The organism is Chitinophagales bacterium, assembly GCA_017303415.1.
Taxonomy (GTDB): domain Bacteria; phylum Bacteroidota; class Bacteroidia; order Chitinophagales; family Chitinophagaceae; genus SpSt-398.
In genome coordinates this window covers 1418641-1436016 of record JAFLBJ010000001.1, presented here as the reverse complement: position 1 = coordinate 1436016, position 17376 = coordinate 1418641, and the positions used below count along the sequence as shown (strand labels likewise).

The following is a 17376-nucleotide window of genomic DNA, read 5'->3' as shown; positions in this document are numbered from 1 at the left end:
ATGAGAACAGTATAGGATGGATTAGCGGCAAAATCAGAAATAAAACCAATAGAGCAGCAGATTGGGGAACACCCCGATGGCCAGTACCAGAAAGGCCAGGATACCCAATACCCAGTGGAAGACAGGACCTGCCTCAAGCACAGCTCCCTCCCCTTCTTTAAAATACATGGCCTGTATAACCCGGAAATAATAATAAACGGAGATCACAGCCATGATCACCGCAAAGATGACCAGCCACAGATAACCTCCGGCTTCCAGGGTGGCTTTGAGTAAATAAAATTTAGACAAAAAACCTGCTGTAAGTGGTATACCTGCCAGTGACAGGAGGAAAACGGTGACGACACCGGCGAGAAATGGATGTTGCCGTGCCAGCCCGTTGAAACCGTCAAAGGTGTAATCTTTCATTTTTACCAATACGGCAAAGACACCGATCGTTGCCAGACTATATGCCGCTGTATAAAGCAGCAGGCCTTCCGTAGCTGTCGCATTGAGGGAGAAAATGGCCAGCATCATAAACCCGGCCTGGGCAATACTGGAATAAGCCAGCATGCGCTTGACACTCTGCTGAAATACCGCCGTGATATTGCCAATGAAAAGCGTGAGGGCGGCAATGATCGCGGCCATCAGTCGCCAATGTTGATGAATGGATTCAAATGCTCCGGAGAACAAACGCATGAACCCGATAAAGGCAGCGGCTTTAACGATCGTGGCCATGAAAGAAGTAAATACCGTAGGCGCCCCATCGTACACATCGGGTGTCCAGAAATGAAAGGGCGCTGCTGAAACTTTAAATGACATGGAGAACAACAACAACATCAAACCGGTCTGGGCCAGTGCTGAGGGTTTATCCGCGGATTTGATCAGCTGGTAAATATCAAAGGTTCCGGAAGCACCATACAATAAAGTGATCCCCATCAGCATCAAACCAGTGGAGAAAGCACCCAACAATAAATATTTTAAAGAAGCTTCATTGCTCTTGAGATTCTTTTTATCACTTCCGGTTAGGATATAAAGCGGAATGGAAATGATCTCAATCCCCAGGAAAAGAATCAACAGGGATTGAAAGGACGAAACCAATGCGATACCGGATAGAATAAAAAAGATCAGGGAAAAATATTCGGCATAATTCAAACCTACTTTTTCCATATCCCTGGCCGATAACAGGAAGAATAAAAAAGTACAGGTAAAGGCGATGGTATTAAAGAACAATGAAAAACGATCCGCATGGATCATATCATTTACCGGAAAGGAGACGGTGAACATACCCGTCATTTCCAATACGTTCATGATCAGGACAAAAAGCATCCCCAAGATGGCCAGGTTGCGGACCAGCTTGGAAGAGCGGACCAGGAAACTGGCGAACATCATCACAACGCCCATGATCGCTGAAAATAAAATTGCATTCATATCCTGTTATTTCCCTTAGCGGGTTAGTTAATTTTCCTGAAATTATTTTTTGATCATTGAACTGATATCTGTTTCCTTCAACAGATCGAATACGGCTTGTTTGGCTTCCTCGATCATAGGTTGGGGATAAACACCCAGCACCAGTATCACCACTACGATCACCACCAGGGCGATCTTTTCATTCCACCGAATATCTTTTACCATACCGGTCCGCTCTCCTACATTTCCATACAATACTTTCTGAATGGCCCGGAGGGTGTACACCGCTGAAAGAATGATACCAATACCTGCCATAACGGTAAATACCAGGGATAGATGAGAGGCATTGATATGCCAGCGTCCCAGTACTGTATAGTTACCGTCATAAGCTGTTGAAGTGAATACACCATTGAACATGAGGAATTCACCAACAAACCCATTGGTGAGCGGTAAGGCAATATTCGCCAGGGCAACGATCACAAACAAAATCGCCAGTGCAGGTGCCTGTTGGGCAATCCCTCCCAGTTCGGACATCCGACGGGTGCCAAATTGTTGTTCGATCCATTCGACCACGATCCAGAGGCCAATGATATTGATCCCGTGATTGAACATTTGAATGACCACGCCCTGTATACCTGTTTCGTTGCCGGCAAAAAGAGCGAGTGACATCAATCCAATATGCGCGATCGAAGAATAAGCGATCAATCGTTTCAGATCATCCTGTCGCATGGCGATCAGTGATGCATAGATGATACCGATCACCGATAAAAACGATGCGGAAACAGCCCAGTTGTTGACCCCAATGGGTAACAAAGGCAATAACCAGCGGATAACGGCAAACAATCCCATTTTTACCATCAAACCACTCAATACCATGGTGACGGCTGTTGGAGCCTGCTCATAGGTATCGGGTTGCCAGGTATGAAATGGGAAAACCGGCATCTTGATGGCAAAGGCGCCAAAGAAAAGCCAGAACAACCAGCTTTGGGTTCCACCGTTCAATACGGCTTCGTAAAAGGAGGTCTGTGCAAAAGATGAATCCGGTGTTTTGCTATATACATAGATGATGCCGACCAACATTAAAAGCGAACCGGCAAACGTATAAATAAAGAATTTGAAGGTGACCGGGATCCTTCTTTCTCCACCCCAGGTAGAGCAAAGAAAATAGACCGGTACCAGCGCGAGCTCCCAAAAGAAATAAAACAATAAGGCATCTGTAGCCAGAAACACGCCCATCAACCCGGCCTGTGTCAACAGTAGCAGACCAAAGAAACGATTGGGATTCTTGTATTCGTGTGTCCAGGTAGAAGCCAGGATCAGTGGATAAGCGGCGGCGGTCAATAAGGTCAGCAAGCGGGAGATACCATCAGCCTGTAAGGAAAATTTGGCGCCTAACATGGGGAGCCATTCGGCAGAAAAGGCGAGGCTGCCCGTATCCTTGGTCAATACTGCAGCCAATGCCACACCCAGCGTACCCAGTGAAGAAAGCATAGCCAATCCACGTGCACCTTGCCCGTTCCGAAGGAAGAAAGCAAGGGTTCCTGCAATCAGTGGAACCAATATGAGGAGGAAAGCGATCATACGTTGTTAGCGCTTATTTTTTAATAAAAAACTGGTACACAAAAAACAGGAGGATACTTACGACCATCAACAAAACATAACTCCCCACCTGCCCGCTTTGCACCAATCGTATCTGACGGCTGAGGTATTGAACACCCCGGCCAACATTATTGACAATAGCATCGATCCCGGTTCTTTCCATGCCTTCTTCCAGCCAATTCCCCAGGCTGGTGATCGGATGGACAATCACCTTGTCATAGAGTTCATCCACATACCATTTATTACCGAGGGTTTTACCCAGGGCTGTTTCTTTTTCTTCTTTGTATTTCGCATACCTGTTCCAGGCTAAACCGGTCATCAACAGTACAAGTGCTGTGGAAGTACCCATCAACATCCATTCGGTGCTATGGGAAACCGTATGCCCCTCCTGCAACGGAATTACCGGAGCCAGAAAATGAGAGATGCGTTCACCACCTTCCATTATTATTTCAGGAATGCCAACCCAGCCGCCCACGATGGAAAGTATGGCGAGGATGACAAGGGGTATTGTCATGGCAGCCGGGCTTTCATGCAAATGGTGTTCCTGCTCATGGGTACCCCGGAAGGAACCATGAAATGTGGTAAAGAACAAACGGAACATATAAAAGGCAGTCAGCATGGCCCCGCCCAATGCAAGGTAATATACCACCTGATGGAACATGCCTTCGTGCGCAAATGCGCTCAATAGAATTGCGTCTTTGGAAAAGAAACCAGAGAATGGAGGAATACCTGCAATGGCAATACAACCGATCAGGAAGGTCCAGTAGGTGATGGGCATTTTTTCTTTTAATCCTCCCATCCGTCGGATATCCTGTTCGCCACCCATGGCATGGATCACACTACCTGAACCCAGGAAGAGCAGGGCTTTGAAGAAGGCATGTGTCATAACATGAAATACCGCTGCTACATAAGCGCCGGTACCCAGCGCAATGAACATATAACCCAATTGGCTGACGGTGGAATAAGCCAACACTTTTTTAATATCATTTTGGCGAAGCGCAATTGAGGCCGCCAATAAGGCCGTGGCCAAACCGATCACGGTGATCACGGTTTGTGTAACCGGCGAAGCAGTAAACAATACATTGCTCCTTGCGATCATATAGATACCCGCGGTTACCATCGTGGCGGCATGGATAAGGGCGGATACTGGTGTGGGCCCTGCCATCGCATCGGGCAACCAGGTATAGAGTGGAATCTGGGCACTCTTACCAGTGGCGCCAACAAACAACAATAAGGTAATGATGGTGATATCGGTACCGCTCAGGGTTTGCAGGGAGCTGAATACATCACTGTAGTTCGCTGAACCTACCTTGGCAAACAACCAGAATACGGCCAATAGAAAACCCAGGTCACCGATCCGGTTCATGACAAAGGCCTTGCGGGCCGCGTAGTTATAATCATTGTTCTTAAACCAGTAACCGATCAGCAGATAGGAACACAACCCTACCCCTTCCCAACCGATGAACATGACCACGAAATTGGCGCCCATAACGAGCAGCAACATGGAGAATACAAAAAGATTGAGATAGGCGAAATACCTGCCATAGTGTTCCGTTGGTTCACTGTGCATGTAAGAGGCCGAATACACATGGATCAGAAAACCTACACCTGTGATGATCAGCAGAAAAAGAGAAGAGAGTGCATCTACCTGAAAATCGAAGGGGATATGGATATTGCCCACCCGGATAAAATCAAAATAATGGACCACGCCTGAACCGGTTTGTCCGCCCCGTACATCCAGGAAAAGGATGAGACTGAACACAAAGGAAGCCAGTATGACCCCGCTGCCAATGGTGGCAATGACCGATTTGGACAACCATTTCCTACCCAACCCATTGATCAGGAAACCCACCAGGGGGAGTAAGGGAATAAGCCATGCAAACTGTAAAATATGTTCCATAAAATGATCCGGTCTTTAATTTTTCAGCCTGTTTAAAAAGTTGACATCCACCGAATGGATGTTCCGGTACATCATCACAATGATCGCCAATCCAACCGCCACTTCTGCTGCAGCCACCACCATGATAAAAAACACGAAGAGCTGCCCCTCTGTTCCGGCTGTTACAGCCCCTGCCGCAGCTTTGAGGTGGTGCATTTTTGAAAAGGCAACCAACAGCAAATTGACCGCATTGAGCATAAGCTCAATACACATGAAGATGATGATGGCATTGCGTCGTGTCAATACCCCGGTAATGCCAATGGCAAAAAGGGCAAGTGACAGGAATATGTAATAGTTGATCTCCATTTGCTTAATCTTTTTTACCGATGACAACAGCCCCTACCATGGCGCTGAGAAAAAGTATGCTACTGACCTCAAAGGGTATCACGTATTCATTGAAGAGGGCCTTGCCCAGGTTTTCGATCAATCCAATATCGCCATACCCGGTTTGGGCTTTATCCATTTTTATATCAATATCCTTTAGGGCAGCAACGAGCACGAGCAGTAGGGTACCTCCTGCCACCGCGCCGGCCAGTTTCACCAGCTTATTCTTACGGGGCTCGGAATCTTTTTTCAGGTCCATTAACATCAGTACATAGAGGAACAGTACCATGATGGCTCCCGCGTAAACAATAATATTCACCACCGCGAGGAACTGGGCGTTGAGTAAGAGATAGTGTCCGGAAATGGAGAAAAAGGTCATGATCAACCAGATCACACTATAGATGGGGTTCTTTCGGGTGATCATCATCAACGCACTGAGCAACGCCAGCGCGGTAAGAAACCAAAATAGTATTGTAGTTATGTTCATGTTAGTTGGTGTTGGCTATTACTAAAAGCGAATGGCTAAAAGCTTTTAGCTGACTGACTGCCTTTCCCCTCTTGCTTTCGCAAAACCCTCCGGGTCATTTTTTGGATGGGGGATCAACAGGTTATCTTTCCCATAAATAAATCCTTTTCTACCATAATTCGCCGGGGCAAAGGTCTGTGATAAATAGATCGCATCCTTTGGACAGGCCTCCTCGCATAAGCCACAGAAAATACAGCGCAGCATGTTGATCTCATATTTGGCTGCATATTTCTCTTCGCGGTACAGGTTCTCTTCGCCTTTCTGTCTTTCGGCGGCTTCCATCGTGATCGCTTCCGCCGGACAAGCCACAGCGCAAAGTCCACAGGCTGTACAACGCTCTCTTCCTTCCTCATCCCTGTTCAGGATATGCAGCCCGCGAAAGACCTGGCTAAAGCTTCGTTTCTCTTCCGGATACCGGATCGTTGGTTTTCGCTTGAAGATATGGCTAAACGTAACAGCCATTCCTTTGGCGATATTCCAAACATAGAGCTTTTCCACCCAGGTCATGGGTTTGCGATCTACGGGTTTTGCTCTGTTGGTTAACGCGTTCATGCTTTTTAAGCTTTTAGCTACTAGCTTTTGGCTATTAGCTTATTCATAATACTTTGAGTTCTAATTATACCTGCTTATATAAATTCTAACTAAAGGCTAAAAGCTACTAGCTATTAGCCAATAGCTAATTCCTCCATAATACCACCAGTGCCGTGATCAGCATATTGATCAGGGCAAGGGGGATCAAATTCTTCCATCCCAGGTTCATCAACTGATCATACCGGAAACGGGGAATCGTCCACCGGATCCACATGAATATGAATACAAAGATCAGGGCCTTGGTCATCAATACTCCAAATCCGATCAATCCTACCCACCAATGGTCGCCCCAGGCGGCCTCATTTACAAAGGGTATATCATATCCACCAAAGTACAGAGTGGACATCATGACGCCGCTCATGAACATGTTGATGTATTCTGCAAAAAGATAGAATCCAAGTTTCATCGAGGAATATTCCTGATGATAACCAAAGTTCAATTCGTTCTCTGCCTCGGGGAGGTCAAAAGGCGTCCGGTTACATTCCGCGAGGGCACATACAAAAAAGATGAAGAAGCCCAGGGGTTGGTAAATGATATTCCAATTGAACAGGCCTTCCGCTTGTTGTCCCACGATCCCGCTAAGGCGTAAAGTACCTGTTATCATCAGCAGGGAAATGACGGATAATCCCATGGGTATTTCATAGGAGATCATCTGGGAAGCACCACGAATACCCGCAAGCAAAGAGAATTTATTATTGGAAGCCCATCCTCCGATCATGATACCATATACCCCCATACTGACCACGGCAAAAGAATATAACAAAGCCACATTGATATCCGCGATCTGAAGAGCTACCTTTCTGCCTGCAATATCAATGGTGGCCCCCCAGGGAATCACAGCACTGGTCATCAGGGCGGTCACCATGGCCAATCCGGGCCCAAGTACAAAAAGGAACTTGGCGGCTGAATTGGGGATGATCTCTTCCTTCATGAATAATTTAAGTCCATCGGCGAGGGGTTGAAACAGTCCAAACGGTCCGGCCCGGTTGGGTCCCAGCCTGTCCTGAATCACAGCCGCTACTTTACGCTCACCCCAGGTAGCATACATGGCTGTAACGAGGCACACGGTTACAATAAAAAGGATGAGTATCGCTTTTTCCAGTAACAATAACCACGGAATCGTCAACAGGTCCATCAGGCTTTATTTTTTTCTTTTGAAAATGTGGCTCCGGTGGCAGGGCCATTGATCTTGCTCAGGTCCACCGAAGGATCATTCACCTCGCTCACGTCATGAATATCCATCAATAATTTGGGTGCCCTTCCTCCCATCACTTTGGCCACCGTTTCTTCCGGTTTCACCAGGGTCTTATATTTATTGGCCGAGATCACGGAGTGACGGCTGATATTCGCCGGCCCTTCGATCACCCAATCGTTCAGGTCTTTTTTCTCAAACCGACATTCGTTACAGATCCATCCGGTTTGGCCCGGTGTGGAATCCTCCACTTCTCCCCATTGATCCTTGCGTGCGGTGACACGCAATACCTCTTCGCCACGCAACCAGAGTTGAGTTTTACCACAACATTTGCTGCATTCACGGTGAGCATTCACGGGTTTGGTAAACCATACCCGGTTCTTAAAGCGGAAGGTTTTATCGGTCAACGCACCTACAGGGCAAACATCAATTACATTCCCGATGAAATCGTTGGTCAGTGCTTTCTCTATTTGTGTGGCGATCTGAGCATGGTCACCCCGGTCGAGGACACCATGTTCGCGTTTGGCAGTGAGTTGATCAGCTACATACACACAACGATAGCAAAGGATACAGCGTGTCATATGGAGCTGGATATAGGGACCGAGATCGTGTTTCTCAAAAGTCCGGCGGCCAAACTCATAGCGTGTGCCTTCTTTACCGTGTTCATACCCGAGGTCTTGCAGGTGACATTCCCCGGCCTGATCACAGATCGGGCAATCGAGCGGGTGATTGAGTAAAAGAAATTCGACCACGCCGGCACGTGCATCCTGCACTCTTTCCGAAGTAATGTTTTTTATTTCCATACCATCCATTACCGTGGTACGGCAACTGGCCATCAGTTTGGGCATGGGGCGCGGATCTTTTTCTGATCCTTTGGATACTTCTACCAGACAGGTACGGCATTTTCCCCCGCTCCCTTTCAATTTGCTGTAATAGCACATCGCAGGCGGAGTCACATCCCCACCGATCTTGCGTGCCGCCTCAAGAATCGTAGTCCCTGGCGCCACCTCAATGGAGATGTTATCGATCGTTATTTTAAATAGTTGCTCAGACATATTTTTTTTATTTCTCGCAGCGGGCGCTAAGTTTTAAGCGGACGCAGCGGCAACCCTTATTACAAATTATTAGCGATTCTTTTTATTCCCGTTCTTAACATTACTACATTAAAATTAATCAAGAGTCCAAGTCGGATATTTGCCAATTTTAAGTATGTTAATACTTGTTTAAAATGTACCTCCGCAAATCCCTCGGTACTTTTAAATTCTAATAACACTTTATTATCCAATATCACATCTGCCCTAAAGCCAACTTCCAATTTCACTTCTTCATGAATAAGTGGAATACCTTGTTGTCTTTTAAAAGGAATTCCTGTTTTTTCCCATTCGTAGCAAAAGAGCTCTTCGTAAACACTCTCAAAAAGTCCTGGACCATATTTCTTATGTAATTCAAAACAGATATCCAGGGCCATAGAGGCCATTTCATTCTCTGCCATTTTCACAAGGTTAAGGTTTAAAAATATAAGACAGCCGCCGCGTCCGCCAAAAAACTCTGCGTGCGCCGCGAGAAATACTAAACTTCCATCAACTTCAACGGATTAGCATAACCCGCCAATCCATAATTTCTCTTCAAACAATCTGCCGGATTATCCACATGCCACTCAAACTCATCCCTGAAATGTCTTATGGCTGCCGCTACCGGCCAGGCAGCCGCATCTCCCAACGGACAAATCGTATTTCCTTCGATCTTACGTTGAATATCCCACAACAGATCAATATCACTCTTCTTTCCTTTTCCCTGATCAATATTCAATAAGATCTTCTCCATCCAACCTGTTCCCTCCCGGCACGGGCTACATTGTCCACAGCTTTCATGACGATAGAACCGGGCCAGGGTATAGGTATGTTTTACCACACATTGATCTTCATCCATCACAATAAATCCACCCGAACCCATCATCGAACCGGTGGCAAAGCCACCATCCGACAGGCTCTCATAGTTCATATACCTTGTTTCGCCTTTGGCGGTCTTTAACAATAGGTTCGCGGGTAAAATAGGTACGGAGGAACCACCGGGGATACAGGCTTTCAGCCTTCTTCCGTTGGCGATACCACCACAATATTCATCGCTATAGATAAATTCCTCTACACTGATCGTCATATCGATCTCATACACCCCGGGTTTATTGATATTGCCACAGGCGGAAATAAGTTTGGTCCCGGTGGAACGACCTACCCCGATCTTGGCATATTCCTCGCCCCCTTCGTTGATGATGGGTACAACCGCTGCAATGGTCTCCACATTGTTTACCACAGTCGGACAATCCCACAATCCTTTTACGGCCGGGAAGGGTGGTTTGATCCGTGGATTACCTCTTTTTCCTTCGAGTGATTCGATCAAAGCTGTTTCTTCCCCACAGATATAAGCACCGGCACCACGTTGAACATATATCTCACAATCAAATCCGGTTCCCAAAATATTCTTTCCTAACCAACCATTGTTTCGGGCTTCGGCAATCGCCTGCTCCAGAATGTCCACGATCCACGCATACTCTCCACGGATATAGATATAAGAGCGATTCGATCCTAATGCAAAAGAAGAAACGATCATTCCCTCGATCAGCAAATGGGGAATGAATTCCATCAGGTATCGGTCCTTAAACGTTCCAGGCTCACTTTCATCGGCATTCACCACCAGATAACGGGGAACTCCTTCCGGTTTGGCCAGAAAACTCCATTTCATACCCGTAGGGAAACCGGCCCCGCCACGTCCCCTCAACCCACTCTTCTTAACTTCTTCGGTAACAGCATCCGGGTTCATGGTCTTCAATGCTTTCTCCACGCTACGGTACCCCCCTTCGCGGCGGTACACTTCATAGCCCCGAATGCCTTCGACATGTGCTTTATCCAGTAATAATTTTCGACCCATTGTTATGGTTGTATTTTTTCTTGAGACAAAAAACCAAAAGCGGTTAGCTATCAGCCTTTAGTCTTTCGCTTATACTTTGACGGCCTGTCTTGCCATTAATTTCCACTCCTTCTTTTGTTTTGTCCAGACCAGCACGACCATCAGTTTCAGGATTCTTTGCTGGTTATCCGGTGTCAATTCCGTAGCTGTCATCACATGGCGTGTAACCGCCGTTGTCCCTTCTATCTGTACCTGAATCCCTTCGATCTGGAGGTCCTGGTATATGGTTCGGTTACGCACAATCCCCCGGATCGCTTCCTGTCTGTTTTCTACTTTTCCGCTGGAATGTCCATACGAAACAACAGAGCTAAATAATTTTTCCAATACAAGGCTATCCTTTGTACCAAAAACAGTCTGGTGCAGGAGCCTGGTATTGGCCAATACTTTGATCTCTTCTTTATTCTGCGCGTAACCGCTGATCAAAAGGAATAAAGGCAATATGGTTAATAATCTGCGCATGATCAATTTTGGGCAACAGTCAGGTTATTACATTCCTGAATAAGTTGATCCACTCTTTCTTTGGTCAGGTGTTCACGGTAATGTTTCCCCAACTGCATCATAGGAGCATATCCGCAAGCCCCCAGACATTCCACTGTTTTCAGGGTAAACATACCATCTGCGGTGGTTTCACCCGGGCGGATACCCAGTTTTTCATAGATATAATCCACGATACCGTCTGAGCCACGCAACATACAAGGACCGGTCTGGCAAACTTCGAACAGGTATTTTCCAACCGGTTTCAGGTTGAACATGCTGTAAAAAGTGGCTACTTCATATACCTCTATCGGCTCCAGCGAAAGCAAGGAGGCCACGTAGTCCATGGTATCCGAACTTAGCCAGCCACCAAATTCTTCCTGGGCCAGATGAAGCACGGGTATCAGCGCACTTTTTTGCTTTCCTTCCGGATAGCGGGCAATGATCGTTTGTACTTCCTGTAACTTATGTGCTGAAAATTGCATTTTACGATTTTCTTTCAATTTGTTTTTATTCTTGTTGGATGTTGGATGACGGATCCTGAAATAATTATTTTTTTTCATGAAACTCTCTCCCTCTGTCCTCTGTCCTCTGTCATCTGTCCTCTGTCATCCAACATCCATCATCCATCATCCATCATCCAATATCCAACCTCCTCCACCCTACGCATCCATCTCCCCCGCGATCAAATTCAAACTACTCAGGGTGATCACGGCATCACTTAACATTCCGCCTTTCACCAATTCTTCAAACGATTGATAATACACAAAACAGGGCCGACGGAAATGCAACCGGAATGGTGCGCGTCCGCCATCACTGATCAGGTAGAAGCCCAATTCTCCATTGGCTCCTTCCACCGATTGGTATACTTCACCTGAAGGCATTTCACTTTCACCCATGATGATCTTGAAGTGATAGATCAGGGCCTCCATTTTCGTGTACACATCTTTTTTCTCCGGAAGATAATAGGCCGGTGCATCTGCGTGATAGAGGGTAGCTTCCTCTCCTTTCAGGTCCTGGATTTTACGCAGGGCCTGTTCAATGATCGAAAGCGACTCCCACATTTCCTGATTGCGTACCTGCCAACGATCAAAATTATCTCCGGTGGTACCGGTGGGTATGGTGAAATCAAAATCTTCGTAGCTGCTGTACGGTGAATGTACCCGGACATCATAATCCACACCAGCGGCGCGCAGGTTGGGTCCGGTAAACCCATAGTTCAGGGCGCGGTCAGCACCAATACCTCCTGATCCCTGTGTTCTCTCCATAAAAATGCGGTTGCGCTCAAACAGGGATATGAATTCTTTTAAAACGGCCGGATATTCCTTCAGGAATTTATCGATCTTCTGGAAAGCGATATCGTTGAAATCGCGTTCGAAGCCACCGATACGCCCAATATTTGTCGTTAACCGGGATCCGCAAACCTCTTCATAAATCTCATAGATCAATTCGCGGTATTGCATCACATACAGGAATCCGGTATAGGCTCCCGTATCCACACCTACAATGGAGTTACAGATCAGGTGGTCGGCGATACGCGCCAGTTCCATCACGATCACGCGCAGGTAATCTACCCGCTTGGGTGTTTTAACCCCTAATAATTTTTCGCAGGTCAGGTGCCAGCCCATATTGTTGATGGGGCTGCTGCAATAGTTCAAACGATCGGTAAGTGGGGTGATCTGGTAGAGTGGCCTTCTTTCAGCGATCTTTTCAAAGGCCCGGTGGATATACCCTACCGTTTGCTCAGCAGAAACGACACGCTCCCCATCCAGTTCCAGAATATTCTGAAACACACCATGGGTGGCCGGGTGGGTGGGCCCCAGATTGAGGGTGATCGTCTGTTTCTCTATACTTCCTTCCGGAAGTTTAATATTGTGTGACATTGGTTCTATTAGGTGCTAATATCTAATAGCTTTTAGCGATTAGTTTTTAGCTATTAACTTATTGTTATCGGCCGAACATATCATCGTCTTTATCCCTTCTTGTCTGGTCTTCCAGCGGGTACTCTTTTCGTAATGGGAAATAATCCATTTCATCCACATTCAAAATACGTTTCAGGTTGGGATGTCCAACAAAACGGATCCCAAAGAAATCATAGGTCTCCCGTTCCATCCAATTGGCGGAAGAGAATAAACCAGTGGCGGTAAATACATCTGGTTGATCTATGGAGGTGTACACCCGAAAACGAATACGAACATTCTCTACCAGGTTATGCAAGTGGTAGACCACCGCCAGTTCCTCTCCGGTCCGGTCGGGATAATGCACCCCGGTCAGATCGGTCAGGAAACGAAAGCCCAGATCAGCTTCATCATGTAAAAAATTAAGCACCTTCAGGTTGATCTCCTTGGGTGCTTCAATACTGAGCATACCATATGATTCCTCCATGGAGGTGATCTGCTCTCCAAACTTCTCCGTTAGTCTTGATTTTATATGATCTGTGGTCAAACCCATGTTTTTATATTATCACATTATCCCATAGCTTCCCAACAGTGCCTTATATTCATCGCTGTTGCGTCGGCGAATGCTTTCATTACCCACCAGGTCCTGTATCCGCATAAACCCGTCAATAATGGCTTCGGGCCTGGGCGGGCAACCAGGCACATACACATCTACTGGTACAACCTGATCGATCCCTTGTAACACAGAATAGGTGTCAAAAATTCCACCGCTGGAGGCACAAGCCCCTACGGCCAATACCCAGCGAGGTTCTGCCATTTGCAGGTAAACCTGTTTTACAACAGGCCCCATTTTCTTGGCGATGGTACCCATTACCATCAGGAGGTCGCACTGGCGGGGAGAGAATCCCACGCGCTCAGCCCCAAACCGGGCCAGGTCATAGTGCGAAGCCATCGTGGCCATGAATTCGATCCCGCAACAGGAAGTGGCAAAAGGCAGGGGCCAGATGGAATTCTTCCGGGCCAGACCGACCACATCACTCAGTTTGGCGGCAAAGAACCCCTCTCCCTGGTAGCCATCCGGCATGTTGACCACGGAGATATCCGATTCCAGTTTCTTGGGGAGAATATTATATGATACAGGACGCATTGGCGAATTTTTGAGTTAACCAAACCTTGCTTCGTTCTAAACCTTTCATTATTAACAGCTATAAAGGCTCCTGGTTCGGGAAATCACCAGGAATTCCGTTTCTGGCCACTTGTTAGTCTTCCCATTTAAGCGCACCCTTCTTCACGATATATATGAATCCGCAAAGGAAGAATCCAATAAACATTAAAACAGCTAAAAAACCCTGCCATCCCAGTGCCTTCAGGTTTACGGCATAGGGATAAAAGAAGATCACCTCCACATCAAACAACACAAAGAGGATGGCAACAAGAAAATACTTGATCGCCATGGGTTGACGAGCTTCCCCGTGAGATTCAATACCGCTGGCGAATGATTGAAGTTTATCGGCTGTTTTGCGGCGCGGCCCCAGCATATGGGTGGCCCAGAGCAAAAATCCGATCAGGCCTACTACAATGCCCATTTGAAGGGCCACGGGTATATAACTTCCGGTGGTATTGATACCCAATAAGTAAGCAGTAAAATGGGTTGGTAGATCGTTAAGCATAATTAATCCAGGTGATCGGGTAGCAAAAATAAGGCAGGGGTAGGAAAATACCATAAAAACAAAAAAGCCAATGGGCACAAAAGGCGCCACTGGCTTTCAGCTATGAAGAGATACACTTCTATTTGCTACGCGGTCCTGAACCGGATCCACCGGGACGGCCTGTAGCGCCGTTTCCAATGGATTTCTGGATCGCTTCCATATTCTTCCTGATATTCTCGTTTGTGGGATCGAGATAGAGGAATTTCTGGAGATATTCAGCGGCCTTGGGCAGGTCCTTACCCACCTCTGTATTCACATGGAAGGTGGCCAGTACTGCCAGGGTTTGCATGATGGAAGACTTATTCTTAACGGAATCTTTATACAGCACATCCAGCAATTTGACCCCCGTTTTGGCAAATTCACCAATGGTCATCGCAGTATCGCTTGCTCTTTCCGCATTGAATTTCCATTGCCAGCCGTAGGTTTCTTCAGGCCAGTTCTCGGCATATTTGGAAAACATTTCAATGGCTTTAGGATAGTTGCCACAGAAATAGTATTCCAGACCTGGATCGAACACATCGCGCTGGTTTGGAGCGGGGGTCAATTTATAAGCTTCGTAGTACAATTCGGCTGCTTTGCAACGGTTCTTTGCTTTTTTGAAGACATCCGCTCCCTCTTTAAGGGAAGCTATTTTGCTTTGAATCGAGGTATCCAGTTTCACACCTTCCAGGATGGCATCAAAGGCCTGATCTTCCTGACCGGGTATTTTCAGGTACACAAGGGCTTTTAGTTTATAGTCCTCAGAAATTTGGTTCTCCACCTTTTCTTTGGCGAAATAGGTATCAACATATTCCTTGGCGCCCACTGTATCCCCTTTTCCAACAAGGCTGTAAGCGATCATCTTGTACACTTTGGCTTTCATTTCGGGGTCACCCGCGTTGATCATGGCCTTGGCATCAAGGATTGCCTCATCATATTCCTTCTTGGCATAGTGTGTTTGCACTTTGAAATAGGAATTATTGATATCCGGATCGGCATTCTGCTGGTATTTCTGGGCATATTCTTCAGCACGGTCGTAGTTCCCTGTACCGAGAAAATAATAGTACAGATCATAGTAGGCGGGAGCAAAAGTGGGATCAGCATCCACCGCATTGTTCATATGCTCCGACCAAACGATCCAGTTCTTTTGTGTTTCGAAGAGTTTGGCGGTACGGTAATGCCCGATCGCAAATTTAGGGTCGAGCTTCACTGCATTTTGGTATGCCTGATAGGCTTCTCCACCGGCCTGACCGGGGTAGGCTTTACGAAAAGCATTTCCCAGATTAAGATAGATATCGGGGTTCTTTGATTCTTTGGAGGCCGCTTCTTTCAATCGCTCGATGGCATAGGCCAGATCACCATATTTGGCATCGGTATTGGCACGGCCAATGGCATTGAGGATCTCAGGGTCGTTTCCTTTCTTCTTGTTGGTGGTCATGGTCAGGGCTGTTTCAAAGCGCTGATGGGCTTCATTGGTCTTTGATTGATCATAAAGCTCGGCATGACCCATCCCAACCAGGATCATGGGCGCATTGCCATTGGTCCCAAGTGTTTTTTCATACAGGGCTTTTGCACCGGCTATATTGTCGGTCTGGATCATGGTTTGACCCATCCAGTATATAGCATCCAGGTTATTTGGATTGGCTGCGATCAATTTTTCAAAAACGGCTTTCGCACTCTTAAAGCGTTGCTTGTACAGATCATCGATCCCTTCTTGCAGGGACTGTGCCCGAAGGCCGGTGATCCCCAAGATTCCCACGATAAGTAGTACTAATTGTTTTCTCTTCATTGCTTTAAAATTTCAAAATTTAGAAGTGTATAAAAATAGCTATTTATTTTTCACGAACAGCGGCTCTGCGGATATTGAACTGCATTTTCGCTGGAAGCAAATACGATCGTTTAAAGATCAACTGCCCCCGTTCTCCTAACATAAAGTCCGCAAAACCATGCCCTAATCCACTGTGTGTCTCTTTTAAAATATAAACAATCCGGCGGGTCATCGGATACCTGCCTGTGTAAATATTTGCCTGCCAGGGTTTTATAAAATCTGTCGAATCATCCCGGCTTTGGAGAAGGGCCATATCCACTTTTGTCAAAAAACTTTCTTGTTTTGGGTCTTCCGGGTTTCCTACCCAGCTAACCCCCAGGAACCCGATCGCATCTTTTGTTCTGGCTACATATTCGATCACCTGTTCGCTGGTATTGGCGGCTACCGCTTGTTTGGTCAGCGAGTCGCCTCTCAACACTGAATCGATGATAAAACTGATCGTACTGGTTGCACGGAGGCCATCAAAAACCGGGATTAAATTTTTCTTAAATTTCCCTGTGAGCACTTGTTTAAGTTCCCCCATGGTGAATTGCTTGAATTCTGAATCAGGATGAACGATCACTACTACTGCATCGTAGGCCATCGTCATTTGGGTGGTCACTACCTGCATGGAATCCATGATCATCTGCTTTTCCGCAGGGGAAATAGCTCTGGCTACAATCACCATCCGTACACTGTCATTCATCAGGTCTTCCAGGCAGGCTGCTTCAGGCTTGTATTGTACATTGATCTTTTTCGCTGAGTTGACCGAGTTGTCAGATTCAAATACCAGAATATGCGAATCAATCACTGGTTTAAAGGATTCATCCACACTGATCGTGATCGTACCGGATTTACGGGTATCGGAAGGAACTGGTTTTGATTTCTGCCCGGTATTTTCTCCGCAGGAGGAAGTGAACCCGCTTAACAGGAAGAGATAGGCCATCCACCGGCTTCCAATCGCCTGATATGTATGCCATCCTTTCAT

Annotated in this window: 18 protein-coding genes; all 18 read right to left on the bottom strand. The window is 46.6% G+C overall.

What is annotated here, in order from left to right:
* Window positions 1-33 precede the first annotated feature (33 nt).
* The 18 genes from J0M30_06285 to J0M30_06200 all read right to left on the bottom strand — a co-directional run bounded on the left by J0M30_06285 (window position 34) and on the right by J0M30_06200 (window position 17376).
* Entirely contained in the window at window positions 34-1407 is a 1374-nt protein-coding gene (locus J0M30_06285) for an NADH-quinone oxidoreductase subunit N (protein ID MBN8667097.1), read from the bottom strand.
* 42 nt (window positions 1408-1449) lie between these two features.
* Window positions 1450-2967, bottom strand: coding sequence for an NADH-quinone oxidoreductase subunit M (locus tag J0M30_06280; protein ID MBN8667096.1), 1518 nt, complete (start codon window positions 2965-2967; stop codon window positions 1450-1452).
* A gap of 13 nt (window positions 2968-2980) precedes the next feature.
* Window positions 2981-4885 carry an NADH-quinone oxidoreductase subunit L gene (gene nuoL / locus J0M30_06275; GenBank protein ID MBN8667095.1) on the bottom strand — a complete coding sequence of 635 codons (1905 nt, stop codon included), beginning with the start codon at window positions 4883-4885 and terminating at the stop codon, window positions 2981-2983.
* A gap of 15 nt (window positions 4886-4900) precedes the next feature.
* On the bottom strand, window positions 4901-5230 hold the full coding sequence (nuoK, locus tag J0M30_06270; protein MBN8667094.1) for an NADH-quinone oxidoreductase subunit NuoK: 330 nt from the start codon (window positions 5228-5230) through the stop codon (window positions 4901-4903).
* 4 nt (window positions 5231-5234) lie between these two features.
* A complete protein-coding gene (locus tag J0M30_06265) occupies window positions 5235-5735 on the bottom strand; it encodes an NADH-quinone oxidoreductase subunit J (GenBank protein MBN8667093.1) in 501 nt (166 codons plus the stop codon).
* A gap of 45 nt (window positions 5736-5780) precedes the next feature.
* Window positions 5781-6326: an NADH-quinone oxidoreductase subunit NuoI gene (gene nuoI, locus J0M30_06260; GenBank protein MBN8667092.1), complete on the bottom strand. Its 546-nt coding sequence runs from the start codon at window positions 6324-6326 to the stop codon at window positions 5781-5783.
* A gap of 124 nt (window positions 6327-6450) precedes the next feature.
* Entirely contained in the window at window positions 6451-7500 is a 1050-nt protein-coding gene (gene nuoH, locus J0M30_06255; GenBank protein MBN8667091.1) for an NADH-quinone oxidoreductase subunit NuoH, read from the bottom strand.
* A complete protein-coding gene (locus J0M30_06250; protein MBN8667090.1) occupies window positions 7500-8612 on the bottom strand; it encodes a (2Fe-2S)-binding protein in 1113 nt (370 codons plus the stop codon). The genes nuoH and J0M30_06250 overlap by 1 nt, the downstream gene beginning before the upstream one ends.
* Before the next feature lie 59 nt (window positions 8613-8671).
* The gene (locus J0M30_06245) at window positions 8672-9049 is read right to left on the bottom strand and encodes a GxxExxY protein (GenBank protein MBN8667089.1); all 378 of its coding nucleotides are present in this window, start codon (window positions 9047-9049) and stop codon (window positions 8672-8674) included.
* Between the two features lie 77 nt (window positions 9050-9126).
* Window positions 9127-10482: an NADH-quinone oxidoreductase subunit NuoF gene (gene nuoF, locus J0M30_06240; protein ID MBN8667088.1), complete on the bottom strand. Its 1356-nt coding sequence runs from the start codon at window positions 10480-10482 to the stop codon at window positions 9127-9129.
* 69 nt (window positions 10483-10551) lie between these two features.
* The gene (locus J0M30_06235; protein ID MBN8667087.1) at window positions 10552-10980 is read right to left on the bottom strand and encodes a nuclear transport factor 2 family protein; all 429 of its coding nucleotides are present in this window, start codon (window positions 10978-10980) and stop codon (window positions 10552-10554) included.
* A 2-nt stretch (window positions 10981-10982) separates the two neighbouring features.
* Complete coding sequence (locus J0M30_06230) at window positions 10983-11480, bottom strand: NAD(P)H-dependent oxidoreductase subunit E (protein MBN8667086.1); 498 nt, start codon at window positions 11478-11480, stop codon at window positions 10983-10985.
* Between the two features lie 177 nt (window positions 11481-11657).
* The gene (locus tag J0M30_06225) at window positions 11658-12878 is read right to left on the bottom strand and encodes an NADH-quinone oxidoreductase subunit D (GenBank protein ID MBN8667085.1); all 1221 of its coding nucleotides are present in this window, start codon (window positions 12876-12878) and stop codon (window positions 11658-11660) included.
* Between the two features lie 64 nt (window positions 12879-12942).
* Window positions 12943-13446: an NADH-quinone oxidoreductase subunit C gene (locus tag J0M30_06220; GenBank protein ID MBN8667084.1), complete on the bottom strand. Its 504-nt coding sequence runs from the start codon at window positions 13444-13446 to the stop codon at window positions 12943-12945.
* Between the two features lie 12 nt (window positions 13447-13458).
* Window positions 13459-14040 (bottom strand): NADH-quinone oxidoreductase subunit B, encoded by a 582-nt coding sequence (locus J0M30_06215; protein ID MBN8667083.1) that lies wholly within the window; start codon window positions 14038-14040, stop codon window positions 13459-13461.
* Between the two features lie 112 nt (window positions 14041-14152).
* Complete coding sequence (locus J0M30_06210) at window positions 14153-14563, bottom strand: NADH-quinone oxidoreductase subunit A (GenBank protein MBN8667082.1); 411 nt, start codon at window positions 14561-14563, stop codon at window positions 14153-14155.
* 118 nt (window positions 14564-14681) lie between these two features.
* Complete coding sequence (locus J0M30_06205; protein MBN8667081.1) at window positions 14682-16370, bottom strand: tetratricopeptide repeat protein; 1689 nt, start codon at window positions 16368-16370, stop codon at window positions 14682-14684.
* A gap of 43 nt (window positions 16371-16413) precedes the next feature.
* Window positions 16414-17376 carry a substrate-binding domain-containing protein gene (locus J0M30_06200; GenBank protein MBN8667080.1) on the bottom strand — a complete coding sequence of 321 codons (963 nt, stop codon included), beginning with the start codon at window positions 17374-17376 and terminating at the stop codon, window positions 16414-16416.

Excerpts from the sequence above, each read along its gene's own strand:
- J0M30_06285 (MBN8667097.1), bottom strand. The coding sequence starts at position 1,407 with ATGAATGCAATTTTATTTTCAGCGATCATGGGCGTTGTGATGATGTTC.
- J0M30_06280 (MBN8667096.1), bottom strand. The coding sequence starts at position 2,967 with ATGATCGCTTTCCTCCTCATATTGGTTCCACTGATTGCAGGAACCCTT.
- nuoL (MBN8667095.1), bottom strand. The coding sequence starts at position 4,885 with ATGGAACATATTTTACAGTTTGCATGGCTTATTCCCTTACTCCCCCTG.
- nuoK (MBN8667094.1), bottom strand. The coding sequence starts at position 5,230 with ATGGAGATCAACTATTACATATTCCTGTCACTTGCCCTTTTTGCCATT.
- J0M30_06265 (MBN8667093.1), bottom strand. The coding sequence starts at position 5,735 with ATGAACATAACTACAATACTATTTTGGTTTCTTACCGCGCTGGCGTTG.
- nuoI (MBN8667092.1), bottom strand. The coding sequence starts at position 6,326 with ATGAACGCGTTAACCAACAGAGCAAAACCCGTAGATCGCAAACCCATG.
- nuoH (MBN8667091.1), bottom strand. The coding sequence starts at position 7,500 with ATGGACCTGTTGACGATTCCGTGGTTATTGTTACTGGAAAAAGCGATA.
- J0M30_06250 (MBN8667090.1), bottom strand. The coding sequence starts at position 8,612 with ATGTCTGAGCAACTATTTAAAATAACGATCGATAACATCTCCATTGAG.
- J0M30_06245 (MBN8667089.1), bottom strand. The coding sequence starts at position 9,049 with ATGGCAGAGAATGAAATGGCCTCTATGGCCCTGGATATCTGTTTTGAA.
- nuoF (MBN8667088.1), bottom strand. The coding sequence starts at position 10,482 with ATGGGTCGAAAATTATTACTGGATAAAGCACATGTCGAAGGCATTCGG.
- J0M30_06235 (MBN8667087.1), bottom strand. The coding sequence starts at position 10,980 with ATGCGCAGATTATTAACCATATTGCCTTTATTCCTTTTGATCAGCGGT.
- J0M30_06230 (MBN8667086.1), bottom strand. The coding sequence starts at position 11,480 with ATGCAATTTTCAGCACATAAGTTACAGGAAGTACAAACGATCATTGCC.
- J0M30_06225 (MBN8667085.1), bottom strand. The coding sequence starts at position 12,878 with ATGTCACACAATATTAAACTTCCGGAAGGAAGTATAGAGAAACAGACG.
- J0M30_06220 (MBN8667084.1), bottom strand. The coding sequence starts at position 13,446 with ATGGGTTTGACCACAGATCATATAAAATCAAGACTAACGGAGAAGTTT.
- J0M30_06215 (MBN8667083.1), bottom strand. The coding sequence starts at position 14,040 with ATGCGTCCTGTATCATATAATATTCTCCCCAAGAAACTGGAATCGGAT.
- J0M30_06210 (MBN8667082.1), bottom strand. The coding sequence starts at position 14,563 with ATGCTTAACGATCTACCAACCCATTTTACTGCTTACTTATTGGGTATC.
- J0M30_06205 (MBN8667081.1), bottom strand. The coding sequence starts at position 16,370 with ATGAAGAGAAAACAATTAGTACTACTTATCGTGGGAATCTTGGGGATC.
- J0M30_06200 (MBN8667080.1), bottom strand. The coding sequence starts at position 17,376 with ATGAAAGGATGGCATACATATCAGGCGATTGGAAGCCGGTGGATGGCC.